The organism is Microbispora sp. NPDC046933 (assembly GCF_040644635.1).
In the GTDB taxonomy this organism is placed as follows: domain Bacteria; phylum Actinomycetota; class Actinomycetes; order Streptosporangiales; family Streptosporangiaceae; genus Microbispora.
Map to the genome: position 1 here is coordinate 370709 of NZ_JBEYWW010000002.1, position 24441 is coordinate 395149.

Sequence of the window (24441 nt, forward strand, 5' to 3'; positions counted from 1 at the left end):
CATCGATCGGAGCGAACTCATGAGCGTCCTCGTCGTCGGCCTGAGCCACCGGACCACGCCGGTCGCGCTGCTCGAACGTGTCACGGTCAGCGGGGACGCGCTCGTCAAGCTGCTGCACGACGTGCAGGCGGACGAGAACGTGTCCGAGGCGCTGGTCGTCTCGACGTGCAACCGCGTCGAGGTCTACGCCGTCGTCGACCGTTTCCACGGCGGCGTCACCGCGGTGACGAACATGCTCGCAGCGCACTCGGGCCTGCCGCAGGAGATGCTGGCGCGGCACCTGTACGTGCACTACGAGGACCGGGCGGTCCAGCACCTGTTCACCGTCGCCTGCGGGCTCGACTCCATGGTGATCGGCGAGGGGCAGATCCTCGGCCAGATACGGACCGCGCTGCGCCTGGCGCAGGAGGAGGGCACGGCCGGGACCACGCTCAACGAGCTGGCCCAGCACGCCCTGCGCGTGGGCAAGCGCGCGCACGCCGACACGGGCATCGACCGGGCCGGCGCGTCGCTGGTCGGGGTGGGGCTGACGCTCGCCGAGCGGGTGCTCGGCCCGATCAGCGGCAGGCGCGCCCTGGTCGTGGGGGCGGGCTCGATGAGCTCGCTGTCCGCCGCGACGCTGTCGCGCGAGGGCGTGACCGACATCGTCATCGCCAACCGCACCCGCGAGCGCGCGGACCGGCTCGCCGAGACGGTCGGCGGGCGGGCCGCGGACCTGGCCGACGTCCCCGCGGAGCTCGCGGAGGCCGACCTGGTCATCTCCTGCGTCGGCGCCGGGACCCGCACCATCACCCCGGAGACGATCGGGGACCGCGACAGGCCGCTGTTCGTCCTCGACCTCGCGCTGCCCCACGACGTGGACCCCGGCATACGGGACCTGCCCGGCGTGACGCTGGTCGACCTGAAGTCGATGCAGCAGGACGGCGTGGGCGACGACGTCTCCGACGGCGGCAGGGCCGAGGCGATCTGCGAGGTCAGGCGCATCGTGGCCGAGGAGGTCGCCGCCTACCTCGACGCCGCGCGCGCCGCGCTCGTCACCCCCACGGTCGTGGCCCTGCGCAGCAAGGCCGCAGGGGTGGTCGAGGCGGAGATGGGCCGGCTGCTGTCCCGCCTGCCGGACATCGACGGGCGGATGCGCGACGAGATCACCCAGACTGTGCGCCGGGTCGTGGACAAGCTGCTCCACGAGCCGACCGTACGGGTCAAGCGGCTGGCCGCCTCGCCGGGCGGCGACCAGTACGCTGAGGCGCTGCGCGAGCTGTTCGGCCTCGACCCGAAGAAGCCCGAAGCCGTTTCGAGCCTGGAGGTGGAACAGTGACCGCCCCCCTGCGGCTCGGCACCCGCAAGAGCCTGATGGCGACGTCGCAGTCGCAGATCGTCGCCGACCGGCTGACCGCCCTGACCGGCCGGGAGGTGGAACTCGTCGGCGTCACCACGTTCGGCGACGTGTCCCGGGCCCACCTGACCCAGCTCGGCGGCACCGGCGTGTTCGTCAACGACCTGCGTGGCCGGCTGCTCGCCGGCGAGGTCGACTTCGCGGTCCATTCGCTGAAGGACCTGCCGACCAAGCCGGACGGGCGGATCGCGATGGCCGCGATCACCCGGCGGGACGACCCGCGCGACGCGCTCGTCGGCCCGGTCAAGCTGCACGACCTGCCCGCCGGTGCCCGCGTCGGCACCGGCTCACCGCGCCGGGTGGCCCAGCTGCGGCTGCTCCGGCCGGATCTCGACTACGTCCCCATCAGGGGAAACGCGGACACCCGCATCGGCAAGGTGACGTCGGGCGAGCTCGACGCCATCGTGCTGGCCGCCGCAGGGCTGGCCAGGATCCGCCGGGACGGGGAGATCGCCCAGGTGTTCGAGGTCGACGAGATGCTGCCCGCTCCCGGGCAGGGCGCTCTCGCCGTCGAGTGCCTGGCCGACCGTGACGATCTCATCGAGCTGCTGCGCGCCGTCGACGACCCGCTGACGCGGGCCGCGGTGGACGCCGAGCGTTCGGTGCTCGCCGCCCTCGAGGCCGGTTGCGCGGCCCCGGTAGGTGCTTTCGCCTCCGGTGACGGGCACATTCTCAATCTGACCGCCACCGTCGTCGCCGTCGACGGCGCACGGTCGGTGCGCAAGTCCACCTCCGGACCCTCTGCGGCGGCCGTGGAGCTGGGCCGCGAACTCGCGGCAGCCATGATCGCCGAGGGGGCCGACACTTTGATGGGGGAGCAGGCCCATTGAGCCCCGCGAATCACACCACTCAGACCCGGTCCGGGTTCGTCGCCTTCGTCGGCGCCGGCCCCGGTGACGAGAACCTGCTCACGTTGCGCGGCGCCGACCTGCTGGGCAGGGCGGACGTCGTCGTGCTCGACCGGCAGGCGTACGGCCCGCTGCTGCGCCACTGCCGCGAGGACGCCGAGGTCGTGGACATCTCCGCCGACGCGGCGGAGAACTCGGTGTCGCTGAAGACCATCCAGGCCGCCAAGGCGGGCCGCACGGTCGTGCGGCTGTGCTCGGGCGACCCGTCCTTCTTCTCCTCGGTCACGGACGAGGTGGCCGCCTGCGCCAAGGCGGACGTGGACTTCGAGATCGTGCCCGGCGTGCCGCCGGCCACGGCCGTGCTGACGTACGCCGGCATCCCGCCGGCGGCGTCGGTGCCGGAGTTCCGCATCGTGGACGCCGCCCAGACGGACGACTGGGCCAAGCACGCCGCGTGCGAGGGCACGCTGGTGATCTACAACGGCGTCGCGGACGCGGTCCCGATCAGCAAGGCGCTGATCGCGGGCGGCAAGCCCGACTCGACGCCGGTCGCGGTGACCAGCGATGGCACGACCACCGAGCAGTACACGGTGGTCTCCACGCTCGGGCGGCTCGGCCCCGACCTCAAGCACGCCGGGATGACCGAGCCCGCGCTGATCGTGGTGGGCGACGCGGTCGGCATGCGCGACCGCCTGTCCTGGTTCGAGACCAAGTCGCTGTTCGGCTGGCGGGTGCTCGTGCCGCGCACCAAGGAGCAGTCCAAGGGGCTGTCGGAGCAGCTGCGCTCGTACGGCGCGGTGCCCGAGGAGGTGCCGACGATCTCCGTCGAGCCGCCGCGCACGCCGCAGCAGATGGACCGCGCCATCAAGGGCCTGGTGACCGGCCGCTACGAGTGGGTCGCCTTCACCAGCGCCAACGCGGTCAAGGCGGTGCGCGAGAAGTTCGAGGAGTACGGCCTGGACGCCCGGGCGTTCGCCGGCCTCAAGGTCGCCGCCGTGGGCGAGGCCACCTCGCGGGCGCTGGTGGAGTTCGGCGTGAAGCCCGACCTCATGCCGACGGGCGAGCAGTCGTCCGAGGGCCTGCTGGCCGAGTGGCCGCCGTACGACTCGATGCTCGACCCGATCAACCGGGTGCTGCTGCCGCGGGCCGACATCGCGACCGAGACGCTGGTGGCGGGGCTGACCCAGCTCGGCTGGGAGTGCGACGACGTGACGGCCTACCGGACCGTGCGCGCCGCGCCGCCGCCGGCCCCGATCCGCGAGGCGATCAAGGGCGGCGGGTTCGACGCCGTGCTGTTCACCTCGTCCTCGACCGTGCGGAACCTCGTCGGCATCGCCGGGAAGCCGCACAACGTGACGGTGATCGCGGTCATCGGTCCGCAGACGGCCAAGACGGCCGAGGAGTTCGGGCTGCGGGTCGACGTGATGGCCGACAAGCCGTCCGCTTCGGCTCTCGCCGCCGCCCTGGCGGACTATGGTGCCAAGATGCGGCACGCCGCCGTCTCTGCGGGCGAGGTGCCCCGCCGTCCGTCCCAGATGCGCAGGGGCGCCCGGCGTCGCGTGAAATGACCTGATTCGAGTGCGGCCCGCCGGTGACATCCGGCGGGCCGACGCGATCAAGAGCGGGGAGACCAGTGTGAACGCCCAATACCCGGTGGCGCGGCCCCGGCGGCTGCGCCGTACCGCCGCGATGCGCCGGATGGTCGCGGGGACGCGGCTGCACCCGGCCGAACTCATCCTGCCGATGTTCGTCAAGGAGGGCATCGCCGAGCCGCAGCCGGTGGGCTCCATGCCCGGGGTCGTCCAGCACACCCGCGAGTCGCTGCGCAAGGCGGCCCACGAGGCGGCCGAGGCCGGCGTGGGCGGGATCATCCTGTTCGGGGTTCCCGCGCACAAGGACGCCCGGGGCTCGGGCGCCGACGACCCGCACGGCATCGTCCAGGTGGCGCTGCGCGACCTCGCCTCCGACCTGGGCGACGCGCTGGTGCTGATGACCGACACCTGCCTGGACGAGTACACCGACCACGGCCACTGCGGCCTGCTGACCGCCGACGGCGAGGTGGACAACGACGCGACGCTGGAGCGGTACGCGTCGGCGGCGGTCGCGCAGGCGGCGGCCGGCTCCAGGATGATCGCGCCGAGCGGCATGATGGACGGCCAGGTGGGGGCCATCCGCGCGGCCCTCGACGCCAACGGCTTCGCCGAGGTCCCGATCATGGCGTACGCCGCCAAGTACGCCTCCGGGTTCTACGGGCCGTTCCGCGACGCCGCGGAGTGCGCGCCGCAGTTCGGCGACCGCAGCGCCTACCAGCAGGACCCGGCAGGCCCGATCGGCGAGGCGCTGCGCGAGGTGCGCCTCGACCTGGCCGAGGGCGCGGACGCCGTCATGGTCAAGCCCGCCCTGGCGTACCTCGACATCCTGCGGCAGGTGCGCGACACGGTGGAGGTGCCGGTCGCGGCCTACCAGGTCAGCGGCGAGTACGCGATGGTCGAGGCGGCGGCGGCCAACGGCTGGATCGACCGGGAGCGGGTGATCATGGAGTCGCTGATCGCGATCCGCCGCGCCGGTGCCGACATGATCCTCACTTACTGGGCCACCGAGGTCGCCCGCGGACTATCCTGACACCTCATCAGGGGGGTCGTGCCGCGCCGTAATCGGGCAGAAGGCATTATCAGGTACGTACCGCGAGCATCTTGCGTAACGCAGGAGGGCAGCGGGTGTGACGCTGTGGGGAGGAGCGCCATGGTGGGGGTACCGCTGGCCCGACGTGCGAAACGGCGTGCGCATCACGCGCCGCGCAAGATGACGTCGGTGCTCGAGTACGCGCAGCTGGGCTGGGCGAGCTGTATGGGCGCCCATCCGCTGAGCGAGGGGGGCAGGGCGTGCTCCTGCGACCGGGTCGGCTGTCCCGACCCCGGCATGCACCCGCTGTCGCCCGCGTGGCAGATGCAGGCCACGACGGACACCGCGCTGCTCACGCGGTGGTGGAAACAGGAACCGGACGCGAACGTGATCCTGCCCACCGGCAGGGTTTTCGACGTGTTCGACGTACCGGCCGCGGCGGGCCGTCCCGCCCTGGCCGCCATGGACGCCGCAGGCTTCGACACGGGCCCGGTCGCCGAGAACGGCGACCGGGTGCTTTTTTTCGTGGCCACGCGTGGCGCGCCCGAGGACGAGGACGAGTGGTGGTCCTGCAGCCTCGACGCGGGGCCCGAGACGATCGACAGCACGCCGGGCCTGCGCTGGCACTGCCGGGACAGCTACGTGCTCGCGCCGCCGTCCACCCTGCCCTCCGGGGCGGTCGTGAGCTGGATCAGGCCGCCCGACGGGCGTCCGCTGCCCGACCCGCTGCGCGTGCTCGACCTGCTCGCCGACTTCTGCGAGTGATTCCCGGTAGGGGCCCCGCGTGGGTGGGCCCGTAATCTGGAGGGCGTGACTCGCACGCAGACCTCCGAGGACCTGTTCGACCGCGCCCACCGGATCGTTCCCGGCGGCGTGAACTCGCCGGTGCGCGCCTTCGGCGCCGTGGGCGGCACGCCCCGCTTCATGGCCTCAGGCGAGGGGCCGTACATCACCGACGTGGACGGCAACCGCTACGTCGACCTGGTGTGCTCCTGGGGCCCGATGATCCTCGGCCACCGCCACCCCGCCGTCGTGGAGGCCCTGGAGGAGGCCGTCGCGCGCGGCTTCTCGTTCGGCACCGCGACCGAGGGCGAGGTCCTGCTCGCCGAGGAGATCGTCTCCCGGGTGGCCCCCGTCGAGAAGGTCCGCCTGGTCAGCTCCGGCACCGAGGCGACCATGTCCGCCGTACGGCTGGCCCGCGGCTTCACCGGGCGGGCGAAGGTCGTGAAGTTCGCAGGCTGCTACCACGGGCACGTGGACGCGCTGCTGGCCTCGGCCGGGTCCGGGGTCGTCACCTTCGGCCTGCCCGACACCCCCGGCGTCACCGGCGCCTCCGCGGCCGACACGATCGTGCTGCCGTACAACTCGGTGGAGGCGGTCGAGGAGGCGTTCCGCACGTTCGAGATCGCGTGCGTGATCACCGAGGCGTGCCCGGCCAACATGGGTGTCGTGCCGCCCGCCGACGGCTTCAACCGGCGCCTGCGCGAGCTGTGCACCGAGCACGGCGCGCTGCTGATCCTCGACGAGGTGCTCACGGGCTTCCGCGTGTCCGCCTCCGGCTGGTACGGCCTGGACCCCGTCGAGGCCGACCTCATGACGTTCGGCAAGGTCATGGGTGGCGGGCTGCCCGCCGCCGCGTTCGGCGGGCGGGCGGAGGTCATGGCCGCCCTCGCTCCCGAGGGGCCCGTCTACCAGGCCGGCACGCTGTCGGGCAACCCGCTCGCCTGCGCGGCCGGGCTGGCCACGCTGCGCGCCTGCGACGACGACGTGTACGACAGGATCGACGCGTCCGCGCTGGTCATCGGCAGGGCCGCCTCCGACGCGCTGGCCGCCGCCGGGGTCCCGCACCGCCTCCAGCGGGCCGGGAACCTGTTCTCGATCTTCTTCACCGACGCCCCGGTCACCGACTTCGACTCGGCGCGGACGCAGAACACCGACGCCTACCGGGCGTTCTTCCACAGCATGCTCGACCAGGGCGTCTACCTGCCGCCGTCGGCGTACGAGGCGTGGTTCCTGTCGGCCGCCCATGACGACGAGGCGCTGACCCGGGTGGCCGAGGCCCTGTCCCTGGCCGCCAAGGCCGCCGCCCAGGCCGCCGGGGTCTGAACCCCTACTTCACCAGCTGATCGAGATCCACCTCGATCGGGAAGGGCACCTGCACCGCCAGCTGCCCGTGGTGGATTCCTGTCGGCGTGTACGCGCCCGTGGCGGGGTCCCGTTCGTACACGTAGACGACGGGACGCCCGTCGCTCTCCTCCACCCGCCAGAAGTGCGGGATGCCCGCCTCGGCGTACCGCAGCGGCTTGAGCTTGCGGTCGCGCTCCACCGACTCGGGGGAGACGATCTCGATCACGAGATGGACCTCCCGCGCTTCGTAATACGTACGGTTCATGTCCGCCGCGGCCTCGGCGTCGATGACCATCACATCCGGGCACGGACGCGTCCGAGGCCCCAGCTTGACGTCCATCTGCTGTACGGCTGCCAGATGTGCAGGGGACTCCGCGTCGAGTCGCTCCGTCAGACCGCGGATGAGCCGCTCGTGGAACCGTCTCTGGGGGGACATGAAGACGAGTGCTCCATCGATCAGTTCGACGTGTTTGAAGAAGTCGGGCTCGCCGTTCGGGCCCTCGTAAGGCAGATGATCGAGGTCGTCCGCGGTCCACCCCCAGGGAGGCGGTGCCGGCCAGTACTCGAGTGCGCTGCTCACGTCGTGCACTTTAGTGTCATCCTCGTCACTCACGGTAGCCGTTCCACTCAATCTCGTGACCCTTACCCATTGTCTCTAGATTGGTATGCGAGGGCGAGGGCGAGGGTCAGCGGGAGGCGGGGAGGGGGTGCCTTTCGGGGGCGGGAGCCGTACGGGGGCGTGAGTTGGCGAACAGGAGGCCGGCGAGGATGAGGGCGCCCGCGGCGACCGTGAGGGGGGAGATCGGCTCGCCGGTGAACAGCGCGGCGGAGGCGATGCCGAAGACCGGTACGAGCAGGCTGTACGGCGCGACCACCGAGGCGTCGTAGCGCGCCAGCAGCCATCCCCACACGGCGAAGCCGCCCAGGGTGGACAGGAACGCGGTGTAGAGCACGGCCCCCACGCCCTCCGCCGTGAACGACGCCAGCGACGACGGTCCCTCGGTCGCCAGGGCGAGCGCCAGGAGGGGCGGGGACGCGACCGCGCTGACCCAGACCATGAAGCGCAGGGAGTCGGGCGGGGACGCCTTGCGGGTGGCGACGTTGCCGAGGCCCCACCCGGCGGCGGCCCCCACGCACAGCAGGAACGCGCCGAAGGGGATCGCGCCCGATCTCGCCACCACGCCGGCCGCGATCACGCTCAGTCCACCGAAGGCCACCGCCATCCCGGCGATCCTGCGCCGCCCGAGTCGCTCGCCCAGCAGCGCGGTCGCGAACAGTGCGGTGAACACGGCCTGCACCTGGATGACCAAGGAGGTCAGCCCGGCGGGCATCCCGGCGCGCATGCCGAGCAGGAGCAGGCCGTACTGGGCGACGCCGAGCGACGCGCCGGTGGCCAGCACCCACCGCCAGGGCACGCGCGGCCCTCCGGCGACCAGTACGGCGGGGAAGGCGGCCAGCAGGAACCGGAGTGCGGCATATGTCAGCGGCGGGTAGTGCTTCAGGCCCGCCTGCATGACGACGAAGTTGACGCCCCAGACGGCGGCGAGCGCGACGGCGAGGGCCAGATGGCGAGGGCGCATGGGTCAGGGGATCAGCGCGAGGGGCGGCGTGGCCTGCCTGGTCTGCCTCGCCAGAACCTCCAGACAGGAGCCCTGCTCGGAACGGATCGACTTTATGAAGTGATCGTTGAAGATTCGCATGACAACATCGTCGCATCGCTAAACAGTTGAGTACAAACAAGTTTCTCTAAGGAGAACGGTTTAGGCTGGCTACATGTTGGATCTGAACCGGCTGAAGGCCCTGCACGCCGTGTCGGTCTACGGCTCCGTCGGCGCGGCGGCCGAGGCGCTGATGGTCACCCCATCGGCGATCTCCCAGCAGCTCGCCAAGCTCGAACGGGAGACCGGCGCCGTCCTGATCGAACGCAACGGGCGCGGCGTCAAGCTGACCGACGCCGCCGGACTGCTCGCCGAGCACGCCGAGCGCATCCTCGCGCTCGTGGAGACGGCGGAGGCCGACTTCGAGGCGCTGCGCGGGGCGGTGGTCGGAAAGCTGACCATGGCCGCCTTCCCCACTGCGGCCCGGGGCATCGTGCCGCGCGCCCTGACCATGCTCAAGAGGCAGCACCCCGATCTCGATCTGCTCGTCTACGAGAGGGAGCCGGAGCGGCAGATCCGCGAACTGGCACGCGGCGACCTCGACCTCGCCGTCCTGCAGGACTGGCTCAACCGGCCGATGGCGCTGCCCGAGGGCCTGTCGCGCGCGGCGCTGCTCGACGACGTGGCCGACGTCGTCGTGCCGGCCGATCATCCTCTCGTGGGCGCCGCCCGGCTGCGGCTGAGCGACCTCGCCGGCGACAGCTGGATCAGCTCGACCCCCGGCACGGTGTGTCACGACTTCCTCGTGTTCCTGCTGCGTTCCGAGGAGCGGGAGCCGCGGATCGTCTGCATGGCCGACGAGTACCCCACCCAGCTCGCGCTGGTCGCCGAGGGCCACGGCTGCGCGCTCATCCCCCGGCTGGGCCGGGGACCGCTGCCCGAGGGCGTCGCCGTCCTGGCCGTCCAGCCGCCGCCGGTGCGGCGGATCTACGCGGTCTGGCGCACCGACGCCGCCCGGCGTCCCGCGATCCGCGCCGCCGCCGACGCGCTGCGCTCCGCGTGCTCGGAGCTGCCCGGCGGGTAGGCTGTCCAGGTCATGACAGAGATGACCATCGTTCACCTGCTCCGGCACGGTGAGGTTCACAATCCCCGTGGGGTCCTGTACGGCAGGCTGCCGGGCTACCACCTGTCCGAGACCGGCCGCCGCATGGCCGAGGTGGTCGCCAAGGCCGTCGAGGGCAGGGACATCGTCGCGGTGTGGAGCTCGCCCATGGAGCGCGCCCAGGAGACCGCGGCGCCGGCCGCCCGCGCCCTGGGCCTGGAGGTGGCGACCGACGAGCGGCTGACCGAGGCGGGCAACGTCTTCGAGGGCCTGCGGATGGCCGGAAGCGACAACGTCTTCCGCGACCCCCGCTCCTACCGCCACTTCAGGAACCCGTTCCGTCCGTCGTGGGGCGAGCCGTACACCGAGGTCGTGGCGCGCATGAAGGCGGTCGTGGACGACGCGCGGGCGGCGGCGCGCGGCCACGAGGCACTGCTCGTCAGCCACCAGCTGCCCATCTGGATCATCCGGCTGGCGGCCGAGGGCAGGCGGCTGTGGCACGACCCGCGCCGCCGCCAGTGCGCGCTCGCCAGCCTCACCAGCCTGACCTTCGAGGGTGACCGGCTCATCAGCGTCGGCTACAGCGAGCCCGCCGGGGAGCTGCTCAAGGCCGGCGCGCCGCCGCAGGGCGAGGCCGCGCTGTTCGACAAGGCCGACGAGGCGCTCCCGGACGCCCTCCGGGCGGGCCCGGAGGGCGAGGAGACGCCCGGCACGCGATCCGTCCCCGGCGTGTGACCCGACGAACGGGGCACCCGCACCGGTCGGTAGGCTTACAGCTCTACCGGTTGTAGTACAAGGAGAGCCTCCTCCCGTGTCCGCCAAGCGCCTGTCCGCCAAGCGCGTGTCCGTCAAGCGTCTGACCGCGCTCGCCGCCGCGGCCGCGGCCGCGACGGCCCTCGCCGGCTGCGCGGGCGGCCAGACGGCCCAGCCCCGCTCCGGCGACACGCGCTTCGTCCCGGGGGACGGCCGCGTCGAGCTCTTCGCCGCCGCGCAGCGTCACAAGGCGCCCGTGATCGAGGGGAAGACCCTCGACGGCGGCACGGCCACGCTGACCGCGGGCAAGGTCCACGTGCTGAACTTCTGGGCCTCCTGGTGCGCGCCCTGCCGGGCCGAGGCGCCCGTGCTCAAGGACATCGCGGCGACCACCAAGTCCAAGGGCGTGGAGTTCCTCGGCGTCAACTTCAAGGACCTCGAGGCGTCCGCGCAGGCGTACGACCGGGCGGTCAAGCCCGGCTATCCGAGCATCTACGACCAGAGCGGCAAGGTGCTGCTGCAGTTCCAGGGCACGGTGCCGCCCGCCGCCATCCCCTCCACGCTGATCATCGACGCCCAGGGCCGCATCGCCGCCCGCGCGCTCGGCGCGGTCAAGTACGACGACCTGCTCTCGGCCGTCACCAAGGTGACCGATGAGTGACCTCGGCAGCACCGTCGCGACCGGGTCGCTGCTGCTGGCCGCGCCGATCGCCGCCGTCGCCGGGCTCGTGTCGTTCGTCTCGCCGTGCGTGCTGCCGCTGGTCCCCGGCTACCTGTCGTACGTCACGGGCATGAGCGGCGACCCGAAGCGGGGCCGGATGGTGCTCGGCAGCGCGTTGTTCGTGCTCGGGTTCGCGGTCGTGTTCGTGCTGGGGGGCGCCTTGTTCGGCGGCCTCGGCGCGGCGCTGCAGGGCAACGCCGATGTGATCACCAGGGTCCTCGGGGTGGTGACGATCGTGCTCGGGCTGGCCTTCGTGGGGATCGTCCCGGGCCTCCAGCGTGACGTGCGCATCCATCGGCTTCCGGCGGCGGGGATCGCGACGGCCCCGCTGCTCGGGGTCGTCTTCGGCCTCGGCTGGACGCCGTGCATCGGCCCGACGCTGGCGGTGGTGATGACGCTCTCGGTGAACCAGGGCAGCGCGCTGCGCGGCGCCGCCCTCGCCTTCGCGTACGCGCTGGGCCTCGGCCTGCCGTTCGTGCTGGCGGGGCTGGCCTACCGCAAGGCGCTCCACACGTTCAAGGCGGTGCGCCGCCACACCCCGCTGATCACCAAGGTCGGCGGCGCGATGCTCGTGGCCGTCGGCGTGCTGCTCGTGACCGGGCAGTGGTCGGAGATCATCGTCCACCTGCAGGTGTGGGTCGGCGGCTTCAGGCCGGTGATCTGATGAGCGCCCCCGACGACCTCGCCTCCGCCGTACGGGACGAGCCCGCGACCGAGGCACAGGCGCAGGAGCGGACGAAGCCCGTCGGCCTGGGCCCTGTCGGCTGGACGCGCTGGGCCTGGCGCACGCTCACCTCGATGCGCACGGCCCTGATCCTGCTGTTCCTGTTCGCGCTCGGCTCGGTCCCCGGATCCGTCTACCCGCAGCGGGGCGTCGATCCGGGCAGGGTCGCGCAGTACTTCAAGGACAACCCGACCCAGGCGAAGTGGCTCGACCGGTTCTGGCTGTTCGACGTCTTCACCTCGCCCTGGTTCGCCGCGATCTACCTGCTGCTGTTCATCTCGCTGGCCGGCTGCGTGTTCCCGCGCGCGCTGACCCACGTCAAGGAGATCCGGCGCCGGCCGCCCGCCGCGCCGCGCAACCTCCTGCGCCTGCCGCACAGCGAGGCGTTCGAGGGCGGGCTCACCCTGGAGCAGGCCGCCGCCACGCTCAGACGCAGGCGGTTCCGCGTGGTCACCGGTGACGGCTGGGTGGCGGCGGAGAAGGGCTACCTCCGCGAGACCGGCAACCTCCTGTTCCACGTCGCGCTGCTCGCGCTGCTGTTCGCCGTCGGCGCCGGAGGCCTGTACGGCTACCGCGGCAACGTGCTGGTGGTGGAGGGAGACGGCTTCTCCAACGCGGTGGCGGCCTACGACCGCTTCATGCCCGGCAGCCGGGTCACCGCCGAGTCGCTGGAGCCGTTCTCCTTCACGCTGAAGGACTTCCAGGCCAGCTACGTCGCCGCGGGGGAGAAGCAGGGCCAGCCGCTCGACTACGTCGCCAAGCTGACCGTGCAGGACTCGCCGACGGCCGCGCCGCGCGAGGCGGACCTCAAGGTCAACGACCCGCTGGACGTGAACGGCACGCTGACCTACCTGATCGGGCACGGCTACGCCCCCACGTTCCGGGTGACCGACGGCAAGGGCCAGGTGGCCTACGACGGCCCGGTGCCGTGCCTGGCCGACGACCAGGCCACGTACACGTCCGAGTGCGTGATCAAGGTGCCGGACGCCCAGCCGACCCAGCTCGGGTTCCTGGCGCGCTTCCTGCCCACGACCGTGCCGAACGGCGCCTCCTGGGTGTCGGTCTTCCCGGGCGCCGCGAACCCGACCGTGCAGGTCTTCCCGTTCGCCGGCGACCTCGGGCTGAAGTCGGGGCAGCCGCAGTCGGTCTATCAGCTCGACACCACGAACCTGAAGCCGCTCGGCAAGATGTCGGCCCAGCCGACCCCGCTCAACGTGGGCGAGACCAAGGAGCTCGCCGACGGCGCCGGGAAGATCCAGTTCACCGGCGTGAAGGAGTGGATCAGCCTCCAGATCACCTACGACCCGGGCCGGGAGCCCGCCCTGCTGGCGGCGGCCGCCGCGGTGATCGGGCTCGTGCTGTCCCTCACGATCCGCCGCCGCCGCCTCTGGGTGCGCGTGAAGGACGGGACGGTCACGGTGGGAGGATTGACCCGCACCGAAGGCGGCGGCGCGGCCTTCGCCGACGAGTTCGCCCAGATCGTCACCGCCCTGCGCGGCGGCCCGCCCGAGAAGCCGGAGGCCGCCGGGACGAGCGAGCCCGGTCATGGGACGCCTGAACCGGCCGAGCCGGACAAGGCTGGGAGCGCCGGGCACGTCGCGCCGGACGCGCCCACCGGAAACGCTGCGCCGGGCGCCCGCCCGGACGAGGAGTGAGTGATGCCCGCCCCGGTAACCCAAGCCGTCAACGAGAGTCTCGCCACGCTGAGCGACCAGCTCATCCTGGTCACCGTCCTGCTGTATCTCGCCGCGATGATCTGCTACGCGCTGGATCTCGCCTTCGGCCGGGCCCGCACGGTCGTGTCCGCGCGCCGGCGGGAGCTCGTCGGCGCGGGCGGTCCGGCGCTGTCCGGTGACACGACTGGTGACACGACTGGGGGCACGACGGAGGATCCAGGCCCGCAGCCGGTCGCGTGGGCGGTCCGGGCGGGGACCGTCGGCGTGGTCCTCACCTGGATCGCGTGGGCCGGCAACCTCGCCGGCATCCTCACCCGCGGCATCGCCGTCGACCGGTGGCCGTGGGCCAACATGTACGAGTTTGTGGTGGCCATCTGCTTCGCCGCCGTCACCGCGTTCCTCGCGCTGATGATCCGCCAGCCGATCCGCTTCCTCGGCGCGTTCGTGACCGTGACCGCGGCGCTCGGGCTGGGCTTCGCCGTGCTGTTCCTGCACGTCCAGGCCGGCCCGGTGATGCCCGCGCTGCACTCGTACTGGATCGCGATCCACGTCACGGCGGCGATCGTGGCCAGCGGGCTGTTCATCGTGGCGGGCGTCTGCGCGATCCTCTACCTGATCCGCAAGGACGGGCGGCCGTCGGTGCTGCCGAGCAGGGAGGGCCTGGAGCGCGTCGCGCACCGCGCGATCGTCATCTCCTTCCCGATCTGGACCTTCGCCGTCATCGCGGGCGCCCTGTGGGCCGACCGGGCGTGGGGCCGCTACTGGGGCTGGGATCCCAAGGAGGTGTGGGCGTTCGTCACGTGGGTCGTCTACGCCGCCTATCTCCACGCCCGGGCGACGGCCGGGTGGCGGGGCAAGGCCGCGATGATCATTTCGTTGGTCGCCTTCGCCTGCCTGCTGTTCAACCTGGTCGGCGTCAACATCTTCTTCTCGGGACTGCACTCCTACGCCGACGTGCCGAAGTGACGGGCCGCGCCTGAGGGATGGACGGCGCCTGAGGGATGGACGGCGCCTGAGGGATGGACGGCGCCTGAGGGATGGACGGCGCCTGAGGGATGGACGGCGCCTGAGGGATGGATGGCGGCTTGGGGGGAATCGGCCGCCCGAGAGGCGATCAGTCCTCGTCGCGCAGGCGCCGCTCCAGGCTGCGCAGGAACTCGGGGTCGTCGTCGGGGCCGCGGGGCGCCTCGCCGCTCCGGGCCCACCCGCCGTTCCCGGCCGCGTACATGGCGTGCCGGGGGCGGGGGCGACCCACGAGGAGCCAGGTCAGCGCGCCCACGTCCGCCAGGAAGATCACGATGAGGACCCACATGAACTTGGGGAGATTACGCACATCCTGCTCGGGGGTCGTGATCACGTCGAACAGGCAGTAGAGCCAGAGGGCAAGCAGCGCCAGGCCGATAATCACGCTAGGCATGCCCACACGGTAAGCCATACCGGCGACTGATCGTGTCCGGCTTTGGGGTGACGGGGGCAGCCCGGCATCGTACGGTGGACCGGTACACGGCACGCGGAGCCTGTTAGAGGGGTGCGATGGCGGAGCCGGGCGACAGGGGCCGCCACCGGCGGGGGTCGCGGTGGTGGCAGCGAGGGCCCTACTGGTCCTCCCACCGCCGTACGGACGTCCCCGAACGCCCTCCCGATCGCGCCGCGGAACGTGTCTCCGACCGCACGGCGGAGCGGGCCCAGGAACGGCCCGCGGAACGGCCCGCGGAACAGCCACAGCGCCGCCGCGCTCTGTGGGACGCACAGCGGGATCCGCAGTGGGATTCACAGCGGGATCCCCAGTGGGATTCACAGCGGGACTCGCGGCGGGACGAGTGGGGCGCCGACTGGGCCGGATGGCCGCCGGAGCGGCCCGTGGATCGGGCCCACACGGTCACCGCGCCCGTGGTGGACGACCGGCCGCAGTACACCTGGCAGGACTTCGAACTCGACGACCTGCCGACGCGGGCCGCCCCCCACCCTCCCGACGCGCCCGACCTGCGGGACGGCAGGCGGCACTGCGGACCGCTGGAGCGCATCCTGCACCGCGAGTGGGACGCCGCGGAAGGTCCTCCCTCCGCCGACGCCGTACGGGCCGTGGACAGCCTGGCGAGCCTGCCCGAGCGGCTCAAGACCAAGCTCGCCATCGGGCTCGAAGGCATCTACGTCGGGCGCGGCGGGGTGCCCGACCTGGACGACATGGGCTACCTCCGCGGCGCGCCGCTGCCGTCGGGACGGGCCACCTGGGACATCTGCGCCGGCGCGTACGGCGACCGCAAGATCGTGGTGGGGGACCGGCCGTCGCCCACGCCCGACGTCATGATGCACGAAGTCGGACATGCGCTGGACGACGTGGACGCCGGTCCGGGAGAGTGGGTGTCGGACTCTCCGGAGTTCGCGGCGCTCTACGAGGAGTGCCTGCCGCTGTTCGCGTCGTCGTTCCACCGGCAGCCCGGCGGCCTGGGGCGCAAGGAGTTCTTCGCCGACGCGTTCGCGGCGATCGCGTCCCGGCAGCGTCCGGCCCTGGTCGACATGCTGGGCGGCGACACGCGGGCGGCCCTCGACGTCATGCTCTTCTTCAACCGGCGTTACGGAATCTAGGTGATTCGGATGTACGTGATCCGGCTCGGCGACGGGACGCTGCGCGTGCCCAGGTCACTCACCACCGATGACGGGCGCCTCATCGGCAACGCGTACGTGGAGGTCGCCCCGGGCGAGCCGGACTACGAGCGCTGGCTGGCCGAGTCGATCACCGAGGAGGAGGACACCGAGCGCCGGCGCCGCTGGCGTGAGGGCGACGACGCGTTGGAGCAGGCGTTCCTGGCCTTCAAGGCGGAGCAGGACTGACGTTCCGGCAAGGGAGCAGGACAGGCCGGGACGCAGACTCGACGCGGGGCTGACTCCGGTGACCCTGCGGCGTCCGGGTAGCGCGCAGGATCACCCGGTGCTGGTACTGCGTCAGACTCGCGGGGAGTCGCCGTTCGGCCGTTCGGCCGTGAGGACGTCCTCACCGCGAAGGAGGGCGTGCACTTCCGATTCACGGAACCGCCTGTGCCCCCCGGGGGTACGGATGCTGCTGATACGCCCGGCCGCGGCCCAGCGGGTCACGGTCTTCGGGTCGACCCTGAAGAGAGCGGCAACCTCTCCAGGAGTCAGCAGTCGCTCGCTGCTACTCTCCACAATCTCTCCCCCTCGCGTCCCGCGTCCTGCAGCGGGCGGACAGGTAACCAGTGTGCCGAGCGAAGCCTGATTTATCCGTGGTTTTCGCAGAAGATCACGGGTTGTTACCGGCTCAGTGCCCGATTGTTATATGATAGAGCCTCTTTGGGGCGCTCATGGGTGTTTCTTTACAAAAGCGCCTTGTTGTGAACACTAGCAGTGCCCGCAGCAGATGCGAAGAGAGACCGGCGCGTCGGGAGAGTGACGTAACCTCGACGCTGTGCATCCGGTTGTCGTTTACACCCTTTCGCGCCTCGGCCTGTTCGCCGTGGCCCTCGGCGTCCTGTATCTCGTCGGCCTGCGGTCGTTCCCGTTGCTCCTGCTCGCGGTCCTGGTCAGCGGTCTGGCCAGCTACGTGCTGCTGACCAAACAGCGCGACGCGGTGAGCGAGCGCATCGCCGGGAAACGGCGGGAGACGGGGAAGAACTAGGTCGCCGGGAACATGCCGACGCGGGCATGGTACTCATGCCCGAGCTCCGTCGTGTCGCTTCCCACCAAAAGACCTGTCTTTACGGTCAGGAAGGCCTTTACCCCGATTCCCCTTTCCCGCGTCGGGTTCCAGCGCAGCGCCCTGCCCCTGACCGGGTCGATCGCCCCGATCCCGGGCCGGTGGACCGCTCCGGGACCGGCCGTGTCGGCGCCCCGGGGGTTGTCCAGCCAGCGCTGATGTCCGCCCACGTAGACGGCGGACCCCGTGACCGCGACCGCGTACAGGGAGTCGCCTCCGGTCAGGTTCACCCAGGTCGGACGGATCGCCTCGCCCTTCGCGTACGTCTCGAACCTGGCGGCCGAGTCGCACAGCTTGGACGTGCGCGGCGCCGGCCCGCCCGTCGTGACGACCACGAAGTAGCGCCCGTCGGGAGACAGGTCGAGCCCCCGCACGTACGACGGGAAGTCCGGCTTGCACGCCGGGGCGTACGCCTCGGTGCGCCAGTCGGCCACCCGTCCGGTCGTCAGGTCGATCACGCCGAGCTGCGGGCGGCGCAGGCCGTCGAGCGTGGTGAACGCGCCGTCCACGACTAAGCGGTCGCTGACGGCGGCCATCGCGTAGATCCGGGGATCGCCGCGGCGCCCGTCGCCGGGCGTGACGGTGAACCGGGGGTCCACCGCGCCGGTCTCGGCGTCCACCCGGGCCAGCGCGGTGCGCGGGCTGCGGCCGATCCTGCTGAAGTCGCCGCCCACGTAGAGCGCGCCGCCCAGCCGCACCAGGCTGGTGACCTCCCCGCCGTAGACGGGGGCGGAGAAGTCGTCGACGGGATTGCCGTCGGACACGCGGAGACGGACCAGGCCCCGGGACGGCGCGCCGAACGCGCCGCCCACGTAGACCGTGCCGCCGGGACCGGCGGCCAGTGCGGCCACCGGCCCGTCGAGGTCCGGCGCGAAGTCGCGCAGGACGCGCCCGGTGTAGAGGTCGAAGGCGAAGACGTTCGCCCGCGGCAGGTCCTCGCCGCCCCGGGCCTCGCGGACCGCGCTGAACTCGCCGCCCACGACGACGGTGCGGCCGACCAGCGCGAACGCGGTGACGATGCCGTCGAGCACGTGCGGAGTGGTGTTCACCGGGTTCTCCGCGACCACACGGGGCTGCGGGACGCCGGCGGACGCCGGTACGGCATGGATGACGGCGGCGCATGTGACGAGCGATGCGACCGGGAGCAGTGCGGTGGTGACGCGCATTCCCCAATTTCTAGCAGACGCAGCGTAATCGATGAACTACGTTCCGCTCATCCGGCGGCGGCGGTGAGGGGGCGCGCCCGTCGCCGCCTAGGCTTGCGTGCATGACGCGCGCATCGCTGGACAAGCAGCCGCACGAGGTCGCCGCGATGTTCGATCGCACGGCCCGGCGCTACGACCTGGTCAACGACGTCCTCTCGCTCGGCCAGGACCGCCTGTGGCGTAAGGCCACCGCGGCGGCGATCGACGCCGGGCCCGGCGAGCTGGTCCTCGACCTCGCCGCGGGCACCGGCACCTCGACCGACGCGTTCACCGCGCTCGGGGCGCGGGCGATCGCCTGCGACTTCTCGCTCGGGATGCTCCGCACCGGCGTGGAGCGGCGCGGCGGCTCCGGCCTGTACGGCGGGGGAGTGCGCGGGGTGACGTTCGTCGCGGGCGACGCGCTGCGCCTGCCGTTCCGCGACGGGACGTTCGACGCGGTGACGATCTCCTTCGGCCTGCGCAACGTGGCCGACACCGTGCAGGCCCTGGGCGAGATGCTGCGGGTGACCCGCCCGGGCGGGAGGCTGGTGATCTGCGAGTTCTCCCGGCCGACGCCCAAGTCGTTCGACCTCGTCTACTCGCAGTACCTGATGAAGCTGCTGCCGCCGGTGGCCCGGATGGTCAGCTCGAACCCCGACTCCTATGAGTACCTCGCCGAGTCGATCCGCGCCTGGCCCGACCAGGAGGCGTTGGCCAAGATCATCCAGGAGGCCGGCTGGCGGAAGGTGGCCTGGCGCAACCTCACGCTCGGCATCGTGGCCCTGCACCGTGCCGTCAAGGAGCGGTGACAGATGCTTACCCATACCCCTCTGACATTGCGCCGCGAGTAGGGGTTAGACTGCGGCGCGACAGTTTGTGAAGTTGTTCACAAAGGCACGAAGGTCTAAACCAATTCGAGGCCTTCCTTCCCTGGAACGGACAGGTCCCCGTGAGCGAGCAACCCCGCGTGACGCGGAGAGATGTCGACGCCGACGTCATCGTCGTCGGTGCGGGTCCCGCGGGTGCGACGACGGCCTTCCACCTCGCCCGCGCCGGTCTCGACGTGCTGCTGCTGGAGAAGACGCGCTTCCCGCGGGAGAAGGTCTGCGGTGACGGTCTCACTCCGCGGGCGGTGAAGGAACTCGTCGCCATGGGCGTCGACATCGACGCGCCCGGCTGGATCAGGAACAAGGGGCTGCGCGTCTACGGCGGCGGCGTGCGTCTCGAACTCGACTGGCCCGAGCTGTCGAGCTACCCCGACTTCGGCCTCGTGCGCACCCGCGCCGACTTCGACCAGATCCTCGCCAGGCACGCCGAGCGCGCGGGCGTCCGGCTGCGCGAGGGCGTGAACGTCACAGGCCCGCTGCTCGACGAGCGCAGCGGCCACGTCGTGGGCGTGACGGCCAAGGCGGACGGCGAGGAGGTGTCCTACCGCTCGCGGCTCGTGGTGGCGGCCGACGGCAACTCGACCCGGCTGTCGCTCGCGATGGGCCTGCACAAGCGCGAGGACCGCCCGATGGGCGTGGCGGTGCGCACCTACTACAAGAGCCCCCGGCACGACGACGACTACCTGGAGACGTGGCTCGAACTGTGGGACGGCGACCGGCTGCTCCCCGGCTACGGCTGGATCTTCCCCGTCGGCGACGGCACCTCCAACGTCGGCCTCGGCCTGCTGAACACCAGCGAGGCCTTCAAGAACATCGACTACCGCGACCTGCTGCGGCGCTGGATGAAGAACACGCCGCAGGAGTGGGGCTTCACCGAAGAGAACATGACGGGCCCGATCAGGGGCGCCGCGCTGCCGATGGGCTTCAACCGGCAGCCGCACTACACCCGCGGGCTGGTTCTCGTGGGCGACGCGGGCGGGTCGATCAACCCGTTCAACGGCGAGGGCATCGCGTACGCCATGGAGACCGGCCGGACCGCGGCCGAAGTGGTCGTCCAGGCGCTGTCGCGGCCGACGCCCGCCCAGCGTGAGCGCGTCTTACTCGCGTACCCGCGTATCCTCAAAGACGCCCATGGCGGATACTTCACCCTCGGCCGCCTGTTCGTGGAGGCGATCGGGAGGCCGCGAGTGATGAGCTTCGCCACCCGGCACGGGATGCCCCATCCCACCCTGATGAGATTCGCCTTCAAGCTGCTCGCTAATCTCACAGACCGGCGGGGCGACGTCTCCGACCGAATAATCAACGCCCTGTCCAAGGTGGCTCCGCCATCATGACCGAAGCCAGCATGACTGAAGCCCGCATGACCGAGACGACGCGCACATCGGCGCCGGCCCCGAAGGTGGCCGCCCGGACGGCCGCGCTCTCCGGCATTCTCGTGATCGCCCAAATTCACCGAGTAAGCGAGGACATGTAGCCATGGAGCTGTATGTGCCGATCGTGGTGCTCGCGGTCCTCGCGGCGGGATTCGCCGTGTTCTCCGTGAGCATCGCGCCCTTCACCGGGCCGAAGCGCTGGAACCGCGCGAAACTTGACGCCTACGAGTGCGGCATCGAGCCGACTCCGCAGCCGGTCGGCGGCGGCCGCTTCCCGCTGAAGTACATGATCACCGCGATGCTGTTCATCGTGTTCGACATCGAGATCATCTTCCTCTATCCGTGGGCGGTGGCCTTCGACAAACTCGGCGTGTTCGGGCTCGTCGAGATGGTGCTGTTCATCGTCACCGTTCTCGTGGCGTACGCCTATGTCTGGCGGCGTCGCGGCCTCGATTGGGATTAGCCATGGGTCTTGAAGAGAAACTCCCGAGCGGGTTCGTCCTCACCACCGTCGAGCAGGTGGCCGGCTGGGCCCGGAAGAACTCCGTCTGGCCTGCGACCTTCGGTCTCGCGTGCTGCGCCATCGAGCTGATGGCCACCGGCGGTCCGAAGCACGACCTGGCCCGCTTCGGCATGGAGCGCGCCTCCGCCTCCCCGCGGCAGGCCGACCTGATGATCGTGGCCGGCCGGCTGTCGCAGAAGATGGCGCCCGTCCTCCGCCAGATCTACGACCAGATGGCCGAGCCCAAGTGGGTCATCGCGATGGGCGTGTGCGCGTCCAGCGGCGGCATGTTCAACAACTACGCCGTCGTGCAGGGCGTGGACCACGTGGTGCCGGTCGACATCTACCTGCCCGGCTGCCCGCCGCGCCCGGAGATGCTGATCGACGCCATCGTGAAGCTGCACGACAAGATCCAGAACATCAAGTTCGGCGCGCACCGGGAGAAGCAGATCGAGGAGCTGGAGCTCCAGGCGCTGCGCACGCTGCCGCTGATCGACCAGGGGGCCGGGAAGTGACCACCGAGAACCTGCCCGGGCTGCCCGAGGAGCCCGTCGCCCGCAAGGGCATGTTCGGCGTCAAGGACACCGGCGACACCTCCGGCTACAACCGCCTGGTCGTCCGTCGCCCGCCCAAGCTGTCCAGCAGCCGGCCGTACGGGTCGTACTTCGACGAGGTGGCCGACGCGCTGGAGCCGGCGTTCGCCGACGCCGTCGAGCGCGTGGTCGTCGACCGCGGCGAGATCACCTTCCACGTGCGGCGCGAGCGGCTGCCCGAGGTGATGAAGCACCTGCGCGACGACCCCGCGCTGCGGTTCGAGCTGTCGCTCGGCGTCTCCGGCGTCCACTACCCCGAGGAGACCGGCGCGGAGCTGCACGCCGTCTACCACCTGTGCTCCATCACGCACAACCGGCGCATCCGGGTGGAGGTCTCCTGCCCCGACGCCGACCCGCACATCCCCTCCACGGTTCCGGTCTACCCCACGCACGACTGGCATGAGCGCGAGACGTACGACTTCTTCGGAATCGTCTTCGACGGCCACCCGGCGCTGACCCGGATCGAGATGCCGGACGACTGGGAGGGGCACCCGCAGCGCAAGGACTACCCGCTCGGCGGCATCCCCGTCGAGTACCGCGGCGCCGAGGTCCCGGCACCGGACCGGAGGAGGTCGTACTCGTGAGCATCCACGGCGACCTGCACGAGTGGACGAGGGCAGCGAGGAGAGCGTCGTGAGCACCACCGAGACCGAGGGCCGGATCTACGACGTCGCCGGTCAGGACTGGGACGAGCTGGTCAAGAGCGTCAGCGAGTCGGCCGAGGAGCGCCTGGTCGTCAACATGGGCCCGCAGCACCCGTCGACCCACGGCGTGCTCCGGCTCGTGCTGACCCTCGACGGCGAGACCGTGACCGAGGCGCGCACGGTGATCGGCTACCTGCACACCGGCATCGAGAAGAACATGGAGTTCCGGACGTGGACCCAGGGGGTCACGTTCGTCACCCGCATGGACTACCTCGCGCCGATCTTCAACGAGACCGCCTACTGCATGGGCGTCGAGAAGCTTCTCGGGATCAGCGACAGGATCCCGGACCGGGCACAGGCCATCCGGGTCCTGACGATGGAGCTCACCCGGATCTCCTCGCACCTGGTCGCGATCGCGACGTTCGGCATGGAGCTGGGCGCGACCACGCCGATGCTGTTCGGCTTCCGCGAGCGCGAGATGGTGCTCGACCTGATGGAGTACATCACCGGCCTGCGGATGAACATGGCGTACGTCCGGCCGGGCGGCGTCAGCGTCGACCTGCCGGCCGGCGCGGTCGACAAGATCGGCGAGTTCCTCAAGGTCATGCCGGGGCGGATCAAGGAGATGCGCAAGCTCCTCGACGCGAACCCGGTCTACACCCGGCGCACCAAGGACGTGGCCTACCTCGACCTGACCGGCTGCATGGCCCTCGGGGTCACCGGGCCCATGCTGCGCGCCGCCGGCCTGCCCTGGGACCTGCGCAAGTCGCAGCCCTACTGCGGCTACGAGACGTACGAGTTCGAGGTGCCGACGCAGAACACCTGCGACGTGTACGGCCGCTACCTCGTCCGCGTGGCCGAGATGGAGGAGTCCCTCAAGATCATCGAGCAGGCGCTCGACCGCCTGTCCGGCCCGCTCAAGGGCGGCCCGGTGATGATCGACGACAAGAAGATCGGCTGGCCGTCGCAGCTCGCGCTCGGCCCCGACGGCCTCGGCAACTCGCCCGACCACATCGCCCACATCATGGGCAGCTCCATGGAGGCCCTGATCCACCACTTCAAGCTGGTGACCGAGGGCTTCCGGGTGCCGGCCGGGCAGGCGTACGCCTCGGTCGAGTCGCCGCGCGGCGAGCTCGGCGCGCACGTGGTCAGCGACGGCGGCACCCGCCCCTACCGGGTCCACTTCCGCGACCCGTCGTTCACGAACCTGCAGGCGGTGCCCGCGACGTGCGAGGGCGGCATGGTCGCCGACGTCATCTCCGCGGTCGCCTCGATCGACCCCGTCATGGGAGGTGTGGACCGATGAGTTATCAGCCTGAGGTCCGCGAGCGTCTGGAGACGGACGCCAAGGAGATCATCGGCCGCTACCCCCGGCCGCGTTCCGCGCTGCTGCCGCTGCTGCACCTGGTGCAGTCGGTGGACGGCTACATCTCCGACGACGGGCAGGAGTTCTGCGCCGAGATGCTGGGCCTGTCCAAGGCCGAGGTCGTCGGCGTGGCCACCTTCTACACCATGTACAAGCGCAGGCCGGCCGGCGAGTACAACGTCGGCGTCTGCATCAACGCGCTGTGCGCGGTCATGGGCGGCGACCAGATCTGGGAAGAGCTCAGCGAGCATGTGGGCGTCGGCCACGACGAGACCACCGCGGACGGCAAGATCACGCTGGAGCGGCTGGAGTGCAACGCCGCCTGCGACTTCGCGCCGGTCATGATGGTCAACTGGGAGTTCTTCGACAACCAGACCCCGGAGTCGGCCAAGCAGCTCGTCGACGACCTGCGCGCGGGCAAGGAGGTCGCGCCCACGCGCGGCCCGAGCCGGCTGTGCACGTTCAAGGAGGCGTCCAGGGTCCTCGCCGGGTTCCCCGACGGCCAGGCCGGTGACGGCCCGTCGGCCGCCGGCCCGTCGCTGGAGGGCCTGAAGATCGCCAAGGCCAACGGCTGGGAGGCCCCCAAGGCCGAGGGGAGCGAGCAGAAGTGACC

The 24441-nt window shown here is 71.2% G+C and carries 28 protein-coding genes; 23 read left to right on the forward strand and 5 right to left on the reverse strand.

The genetic code is table 11. The features are described 5' to 3' along the window. Positions 1–19: 19 nt before the first annotated feature. From ABZ857_RS04185 to hemL, 6 genes are all read left to right on the forward strand, one after another. Positions 20–1318 carry a glutamyl-tRNA reductase gene (locus tag ABZ857_RS04185; protein ID WP_357037191.1) on the forward strand — a complete coding sequence of 433 codons (1299 nt, stop codon included), beginning with the start codon at positions 20–22 and terminating at the stop codon, positions 1316–1318. Then, entirely contained in the window at positions 1315–2226 is a 912-nt protein-coding gene (gene hemC / locus ABZ857_RS04190) for a hydroxymethylbilane synthase (RefSeq protein ID WP_357037194.1), read from the forward strand. Before ABZ857_RS04185 ends, hemC begins: the two co-directional genes overlap by 4 nt. Further along, positions 2223–3812 (forward strand): uroporphyrinogen-III synthase, encoded by a 1590-nt coding sequence (locus ABZ857_RS04195; protein ID WP_357037197.1) that lies wholly within the window; start codon positions 2223–2225, stop codon positions 3810–3812. The genes hemC and ABZ857_RS04195 overlap by 4 nt, the downstream gene beginning before the upstream one ends. A 67-nt stretch (positions 3813–3879) precedes the next feature. Beyond that, entirely contained in the window at positions 3880–4866 is a 987-nt protein-coding gene (hemB, locus tag ABZ857_RS04200; RefSeq protein WP_357037406.1) for a porphobilinogen synthase, read from the forward strand. Positions 4867–4986: 120 nt separating this feature from the next. Further along, the gene (locus ABZ857_RS04205) at positions 4987–5631 is read left to right on the forward strand and encodes a bifunctional DNA primase/polymerase (protein ID WP_357037200.1); all 645 of its coding nucleotides are present in this window, start codon (positions 4987–4989) and stop codon (positions 5629–5631) included. Between the two features lie 45 nt (positions 5632–5676). Beyond that, complete coding sequence (gene hemL, locus ABZ857_RS04210) at positions 5677–6972, forward strand: glutamate-1-semialdehyde 2,1-aminomutase (protein WP_357037203.1); 1296 nt, start codon at positions 5677–5679, stop codon at positions 6970–6972. A 4-nt stretch (positions 6973–6976) separates the two neighbouring features. Here the strand turns inward: hemL and ABZ857_RS04215 are convergent, their stop codons facing one another. Together ABZ857_RS04215 and ABZ857_RS04220 are read right to left on the reverse strand one after the other, a co-directional pair. Further along, positions 6977–7573, reverse strand: coding sequence for a Uma2 family endonuclease (locus ABZ857_RS04215; protein WP_357037206.1), 597 nt, complete (start codon positions 7571–7573; stop codon positions 6977–6979). Between the two features lie 106 nt (positions 7574–7679). Next, the gene (locus ABZ857_RS04220; protein ID WP_357037209.1) at positions 7680–8573 is read right to left on the reverse strand and encodes an EamA family transporter; all 894 of its coding nucleotides are present in this window, start codon (positions 8571–8573) and stop codon (positions 7680–7682) included. 193 nt (positions 8574–8766) lie between these two features. Between ABZ857_RS04220 and ABZ857_RS04225 the strand changes: the two genes are divergently transcribed. The 6 genes from ABZ857_RS04225 to ccsB all read left to right on the forward strand — a co-directional run bounded on the left by ABZ857_RS04225 (position 8767) and on the right by ccsB (position 14533). Beyond that, complete coding sequence (locus ABZ857_RS04225; RefSeq protein WP_357037212.1) at positions 8767–9675, forward strand: LysR family transcriptional regulator; 909 nt, start codon at positions 8767–8769, stop codon at positions 9673–9675. A gap of 12 nt (positions 9676–9687) precedes the next feature. Continuing rightward, a complete protein-coding gene (locus ABZ857_RS04230; protein ID WP_357037216.1) occupies positions 9688–10428 on the forward strand; it encodes a histidine phosphatase family protein in 741 nt (246 codons plus the stop codon). A 76-nt stretch (positions 10429–10504) separates the two neighbouring features. Then, entirely contained in the window at positions 10505–11107 is a 603-nt protein-coding gene (locus ABZ857_RS04235) for a TlpA disulfide reductase family protein (protein ID WP_357037219.1), read from the forward strand. After that, positions 11100–11831: a cytochrome c biogenesis protein CcdA gene (locus ABZ857_RS04240; protein ID WP_357037222.1), complete on the forward strand. Its 732-nt coding sequence runs from the start codon at positions 11100–11102 to the stop codon at positions 11829–11831. The genes ABZ857_RS04235 and ABZ857_RS04240 overlap by 8 nt, the downstream gene beginning before the upstream one ends. Then, a complete protein-coding gene (locus ABZ857_RS04245; protein WP_357037225.1) occupies positions 11831–13546 on the forward strand; it encodes a cytochrome c biogenesis protein ResB in 1716 nt (571 codons plus the stop codon). The genes ABZ857_RS04240 and ABZ857_RS04245 overlap by 1 nt, the downstream gene beginning before the upstream one ends. Positions 13547–13549: 3 nt before the next feature. Next, a complete protein-coding gene (gene ccsB, locus ABZ857_RS04250; protein WP_357037228.1) occupies positions 13550–14533 on the forward strand; it encodes a c-type cytochrome biogenesis protein CcsB in 984 nt (327 codons plus the stop codon). 148 nt (positions 14534–14681) lie between these two features. On the opposite strand, the gene ABZ857_RS04255 is transcribed toward ccsB, so the two are convergent. Beyond that, entirely contained in the window at positions 14682–14984 is a 303-nt protein-coding gene (locus ABZ857_RS04255) for a PLD nuclease N-terminal domain-containing protein (protein ID WP_357037231.1), read from the reverse strand. Positions 14985–15427: 443 nt separating this feature from the next. Between ABZ857_RS04255 and ABZ857_RS04260 the strand changes: the two genes are divergently transcribed. Beyond that, the gene (locus ABZ857_RS04260) at positions 15428–16153 is read left to right on the forward strand and encodes a hypothetical protein (protein WP_357037234.1); all 726 of its coding nucleotides are present in this window, start codon (positions 15428–15430) and stop codon (positions 16151–16153) included. Between the two features lie 9 nt (positions 16154–16162). Beyond that, on the forward strand, positions 16163–16399 hold the full coding sequence (locus tag ABZ857_RS04265) for a hypothetical protein (RefSeq protein WP_357037237.1): 237 nt from the start codon (positions 16163–16165) through the stop codon (positions 16397–16399). A gap of 111 nt (positions 16400–16510) precedes the next feature. Here the strand turns inward: ABZ857_RS04265 and ABZ857_RS04270 are convergent, their stop codons facing one another. Beyond that, a complete protein-coding gene (locus ABZ857_RS04270; RefSeq protein WP_079315524.1) occupies positions 16511–16732 on the reverse strand; it encodes a BldC family transcriptional regulator in 222 nt (73 codons plus the stop codon). Between the two features lie 259 nt (positions 16733–16991). Here ABZ857_RS04270 and ABZ857_RS04275 point away from each other — a divergent pair, with 259 nt between their 5' ends. After that, positions 16992–17201, forward strand: a complete 210-nt coding sequence (locus ABZ857_RS04275) for a DUF4229 domain-containing protein (RefSeq protein WP_357037240.1) — start codon at positions 16992–16994, stop codon at positions 17199–17201. Here ABZ857_RS04275 and ABZ857_RS04280 read toward each other — a convergent pair. Further along, positions 17198–18445, reverse strand: coding sequence for a hypothetical protein (locus tag ABZ857_RS04280; protein ID WP_357037242.1), 1248 nt, complete (start codon positions 18443–18445; stop codon positions 17198–17200). The two genes, ABZ857_RS04275 and ABZ857_RS04280, sit on opposite strands and share 4 nt — an antisense overlap. Positions 18446–18546: 101 nt before the next feature. On the opposite strand from ABZ857_RS04280, the gene ABZ857_RS04285 reads away from it, so the two are divergent. From ABZ857_RS04285 to nuoE, 8 genes are all read left to right on the forward strand, one after another. Further along, the gene (locus ABZ857_RS04285) at positions 18547–19272 is read left to right on the forward strand and encodes a demethylmenaquinone methyltransferase (RefSeq protein WP_357037245.1); all 726 of its coding nucleotides are present in this window, start codon (positions 18547–18549) and stop codon (positions 19270–19272) included. Positions 19273–19430: 158 nt separating this feature from the next. Beyond that, positions 19431–20684, forward strand: coding sequence for a geranylgeranyl reductase family protein (locus ABZ857_RS04290; RefSeq protein WP_357037248.1), 1254 nt, complete (start codon positions 19431–19433; stop codon positions 20682–20684). After that, positions 20681–20824, forward strand: a complete 144-nt coding sequence (locus tag ABZ857_RS04295) for a hypothetical protein (RefSeq protein WP_357037251.1) — start codon at positions 20681–20683, stop codon at positions 20822–20824. The genes ABZ857_RS04290 and ABZ857_RS04295 overlap by 4 nt, the downstream gene beginning before the upstream one ends. A 2-nt stretch (positions 20825–20826) precedes the next feature. Then, positions 20827–21186, forward strand: coding sequence for an NADH-quinone oxidoreductase subunit A (locus ABZ857_RS04300; protein ID WP_079315519.1), 360 nt, complete (start codon positions 20827–20829; stop codon positions 21184–21186). A 2-nt stretch (positions 21187–21188) separates the two neighbouring features. Then, positions 21189–21740: an NADH-quinone oxidoreductase subunit B family protein gene (locus ABZ857_RS04305; RefSeq protein WP_357037254.1), complete on the forward strand. Its 552-nt coding sequence runs from the start codon at positions 21189–21191 to the stop codon at positions 21738–21740. Further along, positions 21737–22402 (forward strand): NADH-quinone oxidoreductase subunit C, encoded by a 666-nt coding sequence (locus tag ABZ857_RS04310; protein WP_357037257.1) that lies wholly within the window; start codon positions 21737–21739, stop codon positions 22400–22402. The genes ABZ857_RS04305 and ABZ857_RS04310 overlap by 4 nt, the downstream gene beginning before the upstream one ends. A 49-nt stretch (positions 22403–22451) precedes the next feature. Continuing rightward, positions 22452–23768: an NADH-quinone oxidoreductase subunit D gene (locus ABZ857_RS04315; protein ID WP_357037260.1), complete on the forward strand. Its 1317-nt coding sequence runs from the start codon at positions 22452–22454 to the stop codon at positions 23766–23768. Continuing rightward, entirely contained in the window at positions 23765–24439 is a 675-nt protein-coding gene (gene nuoE / locus ABZ857_RS04320) for an NADH-quinone oxidoreductase subunit NuoE (protein WP_357037262.1), read from the forward strand. Before ABZ857_RS04315 ends, nuoE begins: the two co-directional genes overlap by 4 nt. The last annotated feature ends 2 nt before the right edge of the window (positions 24440–24441 follow it).

Excerpts from the sequence above, each read along its gene's own strand:
- ABZ857_RS04185 (WP_357037191.1), top strand. The coding sequence starts at position 20 with ATGAGCGTCCTCGTCGTCGGCCTGAGCCACCGGACCACGCCGGTCGCG.
- ABZ857_RS04205 (WP_357037200.1), top strand. The coding sequence starts at position 4,987 with ATGGTGGGGGTACCGCTGGCCCGACGTGCGAAACGGCGTGCGCATCAC.
- ABZ857_RS04220 (WP_357037209.1), bottom strand. The coding sequence starts at position 8,573 with ATGCGCCCTCGCCATCTGGCCCTCGCCGTCGCGCTCGCCGCCGTCTGG.
- ABZ857_RS04225 (WP_357037212.1), top strand. The coding sequence starts at position 8,767 with ATGTTGGATCTGAACCGGCTGAAGGCCCTGCACGCCGTGTCGGTCTAC.
- ABZ857_RS04230 (WP_357037216.1), top strand. The coding sequence starts at position 9,688 with ATGACAGAGATGACCATCGTTCACCTGCTCCGGCACGGTGAGGTTCAC.
- ABZ857_RS04240 (WP_357037222.1), top strand. The coding sequence starts at position 11,100 with ATGAGTGACCTCGGCAGCACCGTCGCGACCGGGTCGCTGCTGCTGGCC.
- ABZ857_RS04245 (WP_357037225.1), top strand. The coding sequence starts at position 11,831 with ATGAGCGCCCCCGACGACCTCGCCTCCGCCGTACGGGACGAGCCCGCG.
- ccsB (WP_357037228.1), top strand. The coding sequence starts at position 13,550 with ATGCCCGCCCCGGTAACCCAAGCCGTCAACGAGAGTCTCGCCACGCTG.
- ABZ857_RS04255 (WP_357037231.1), bottom strand. The coding sequence starts at position 14,984 with ATGCCTAGCGTGATTATCGGCCTGGCGCTGCTTGCCCTCTGGCTCTAC.
- ABZ857_RS04265 (WP_357037237.1), top strand. The coding sequence starts at position 16,163 with ATGTACGTGATCCGGCTCGGCGACGGGACGCTGCGCGTGCCCAGGTCA.
- ABZ857_RS04280 (WP_357037242.1), bottom strand. The coding sequence starts at position 18,445 with ATGCGCGTCACCACCGCACTGCTCCCGGTCGCATCGCTCGTCACATGC.
- ABZ857_RS04285 (WP_357037245.1), top strand. The coding sequence starts at position 18,547 with ATGACGCGCGCATCGCTGGACAAGCAGCCGCACGAGGTCGCCGCGATG.
- ABZ857_RS04295 (WP_357037251.1), top strand. The coding sequence starts at position 20,681 with ATGACCGAAGCCAGCATGACTGAAGCCCGCATGACCGAGACGACGCGC.
- ABZ857_RS04300 (WP_079315519.1), top strand. The coding sequence starts at position 20,827 with ATGGAGCTGTATGTGCCGATCGTGGTGCTCGCGGTCCTCGCGGCGGGA.
- ABZ857_RS04305 (WP_357037254.1), top strand. The coding sequence starts at position 21,189 with ATGGGTCTTGAAGAGAAACTCCCGAGCGGGTTCGTCCTCACCACCGTC.
- nuoE (WP_357037262.1), top strand. The coding sequence starts at position 23,765 with ATGAGTTATCAGCCTGAGGTCCGCGAGCGTCTGGAGACGGACGCCAAG.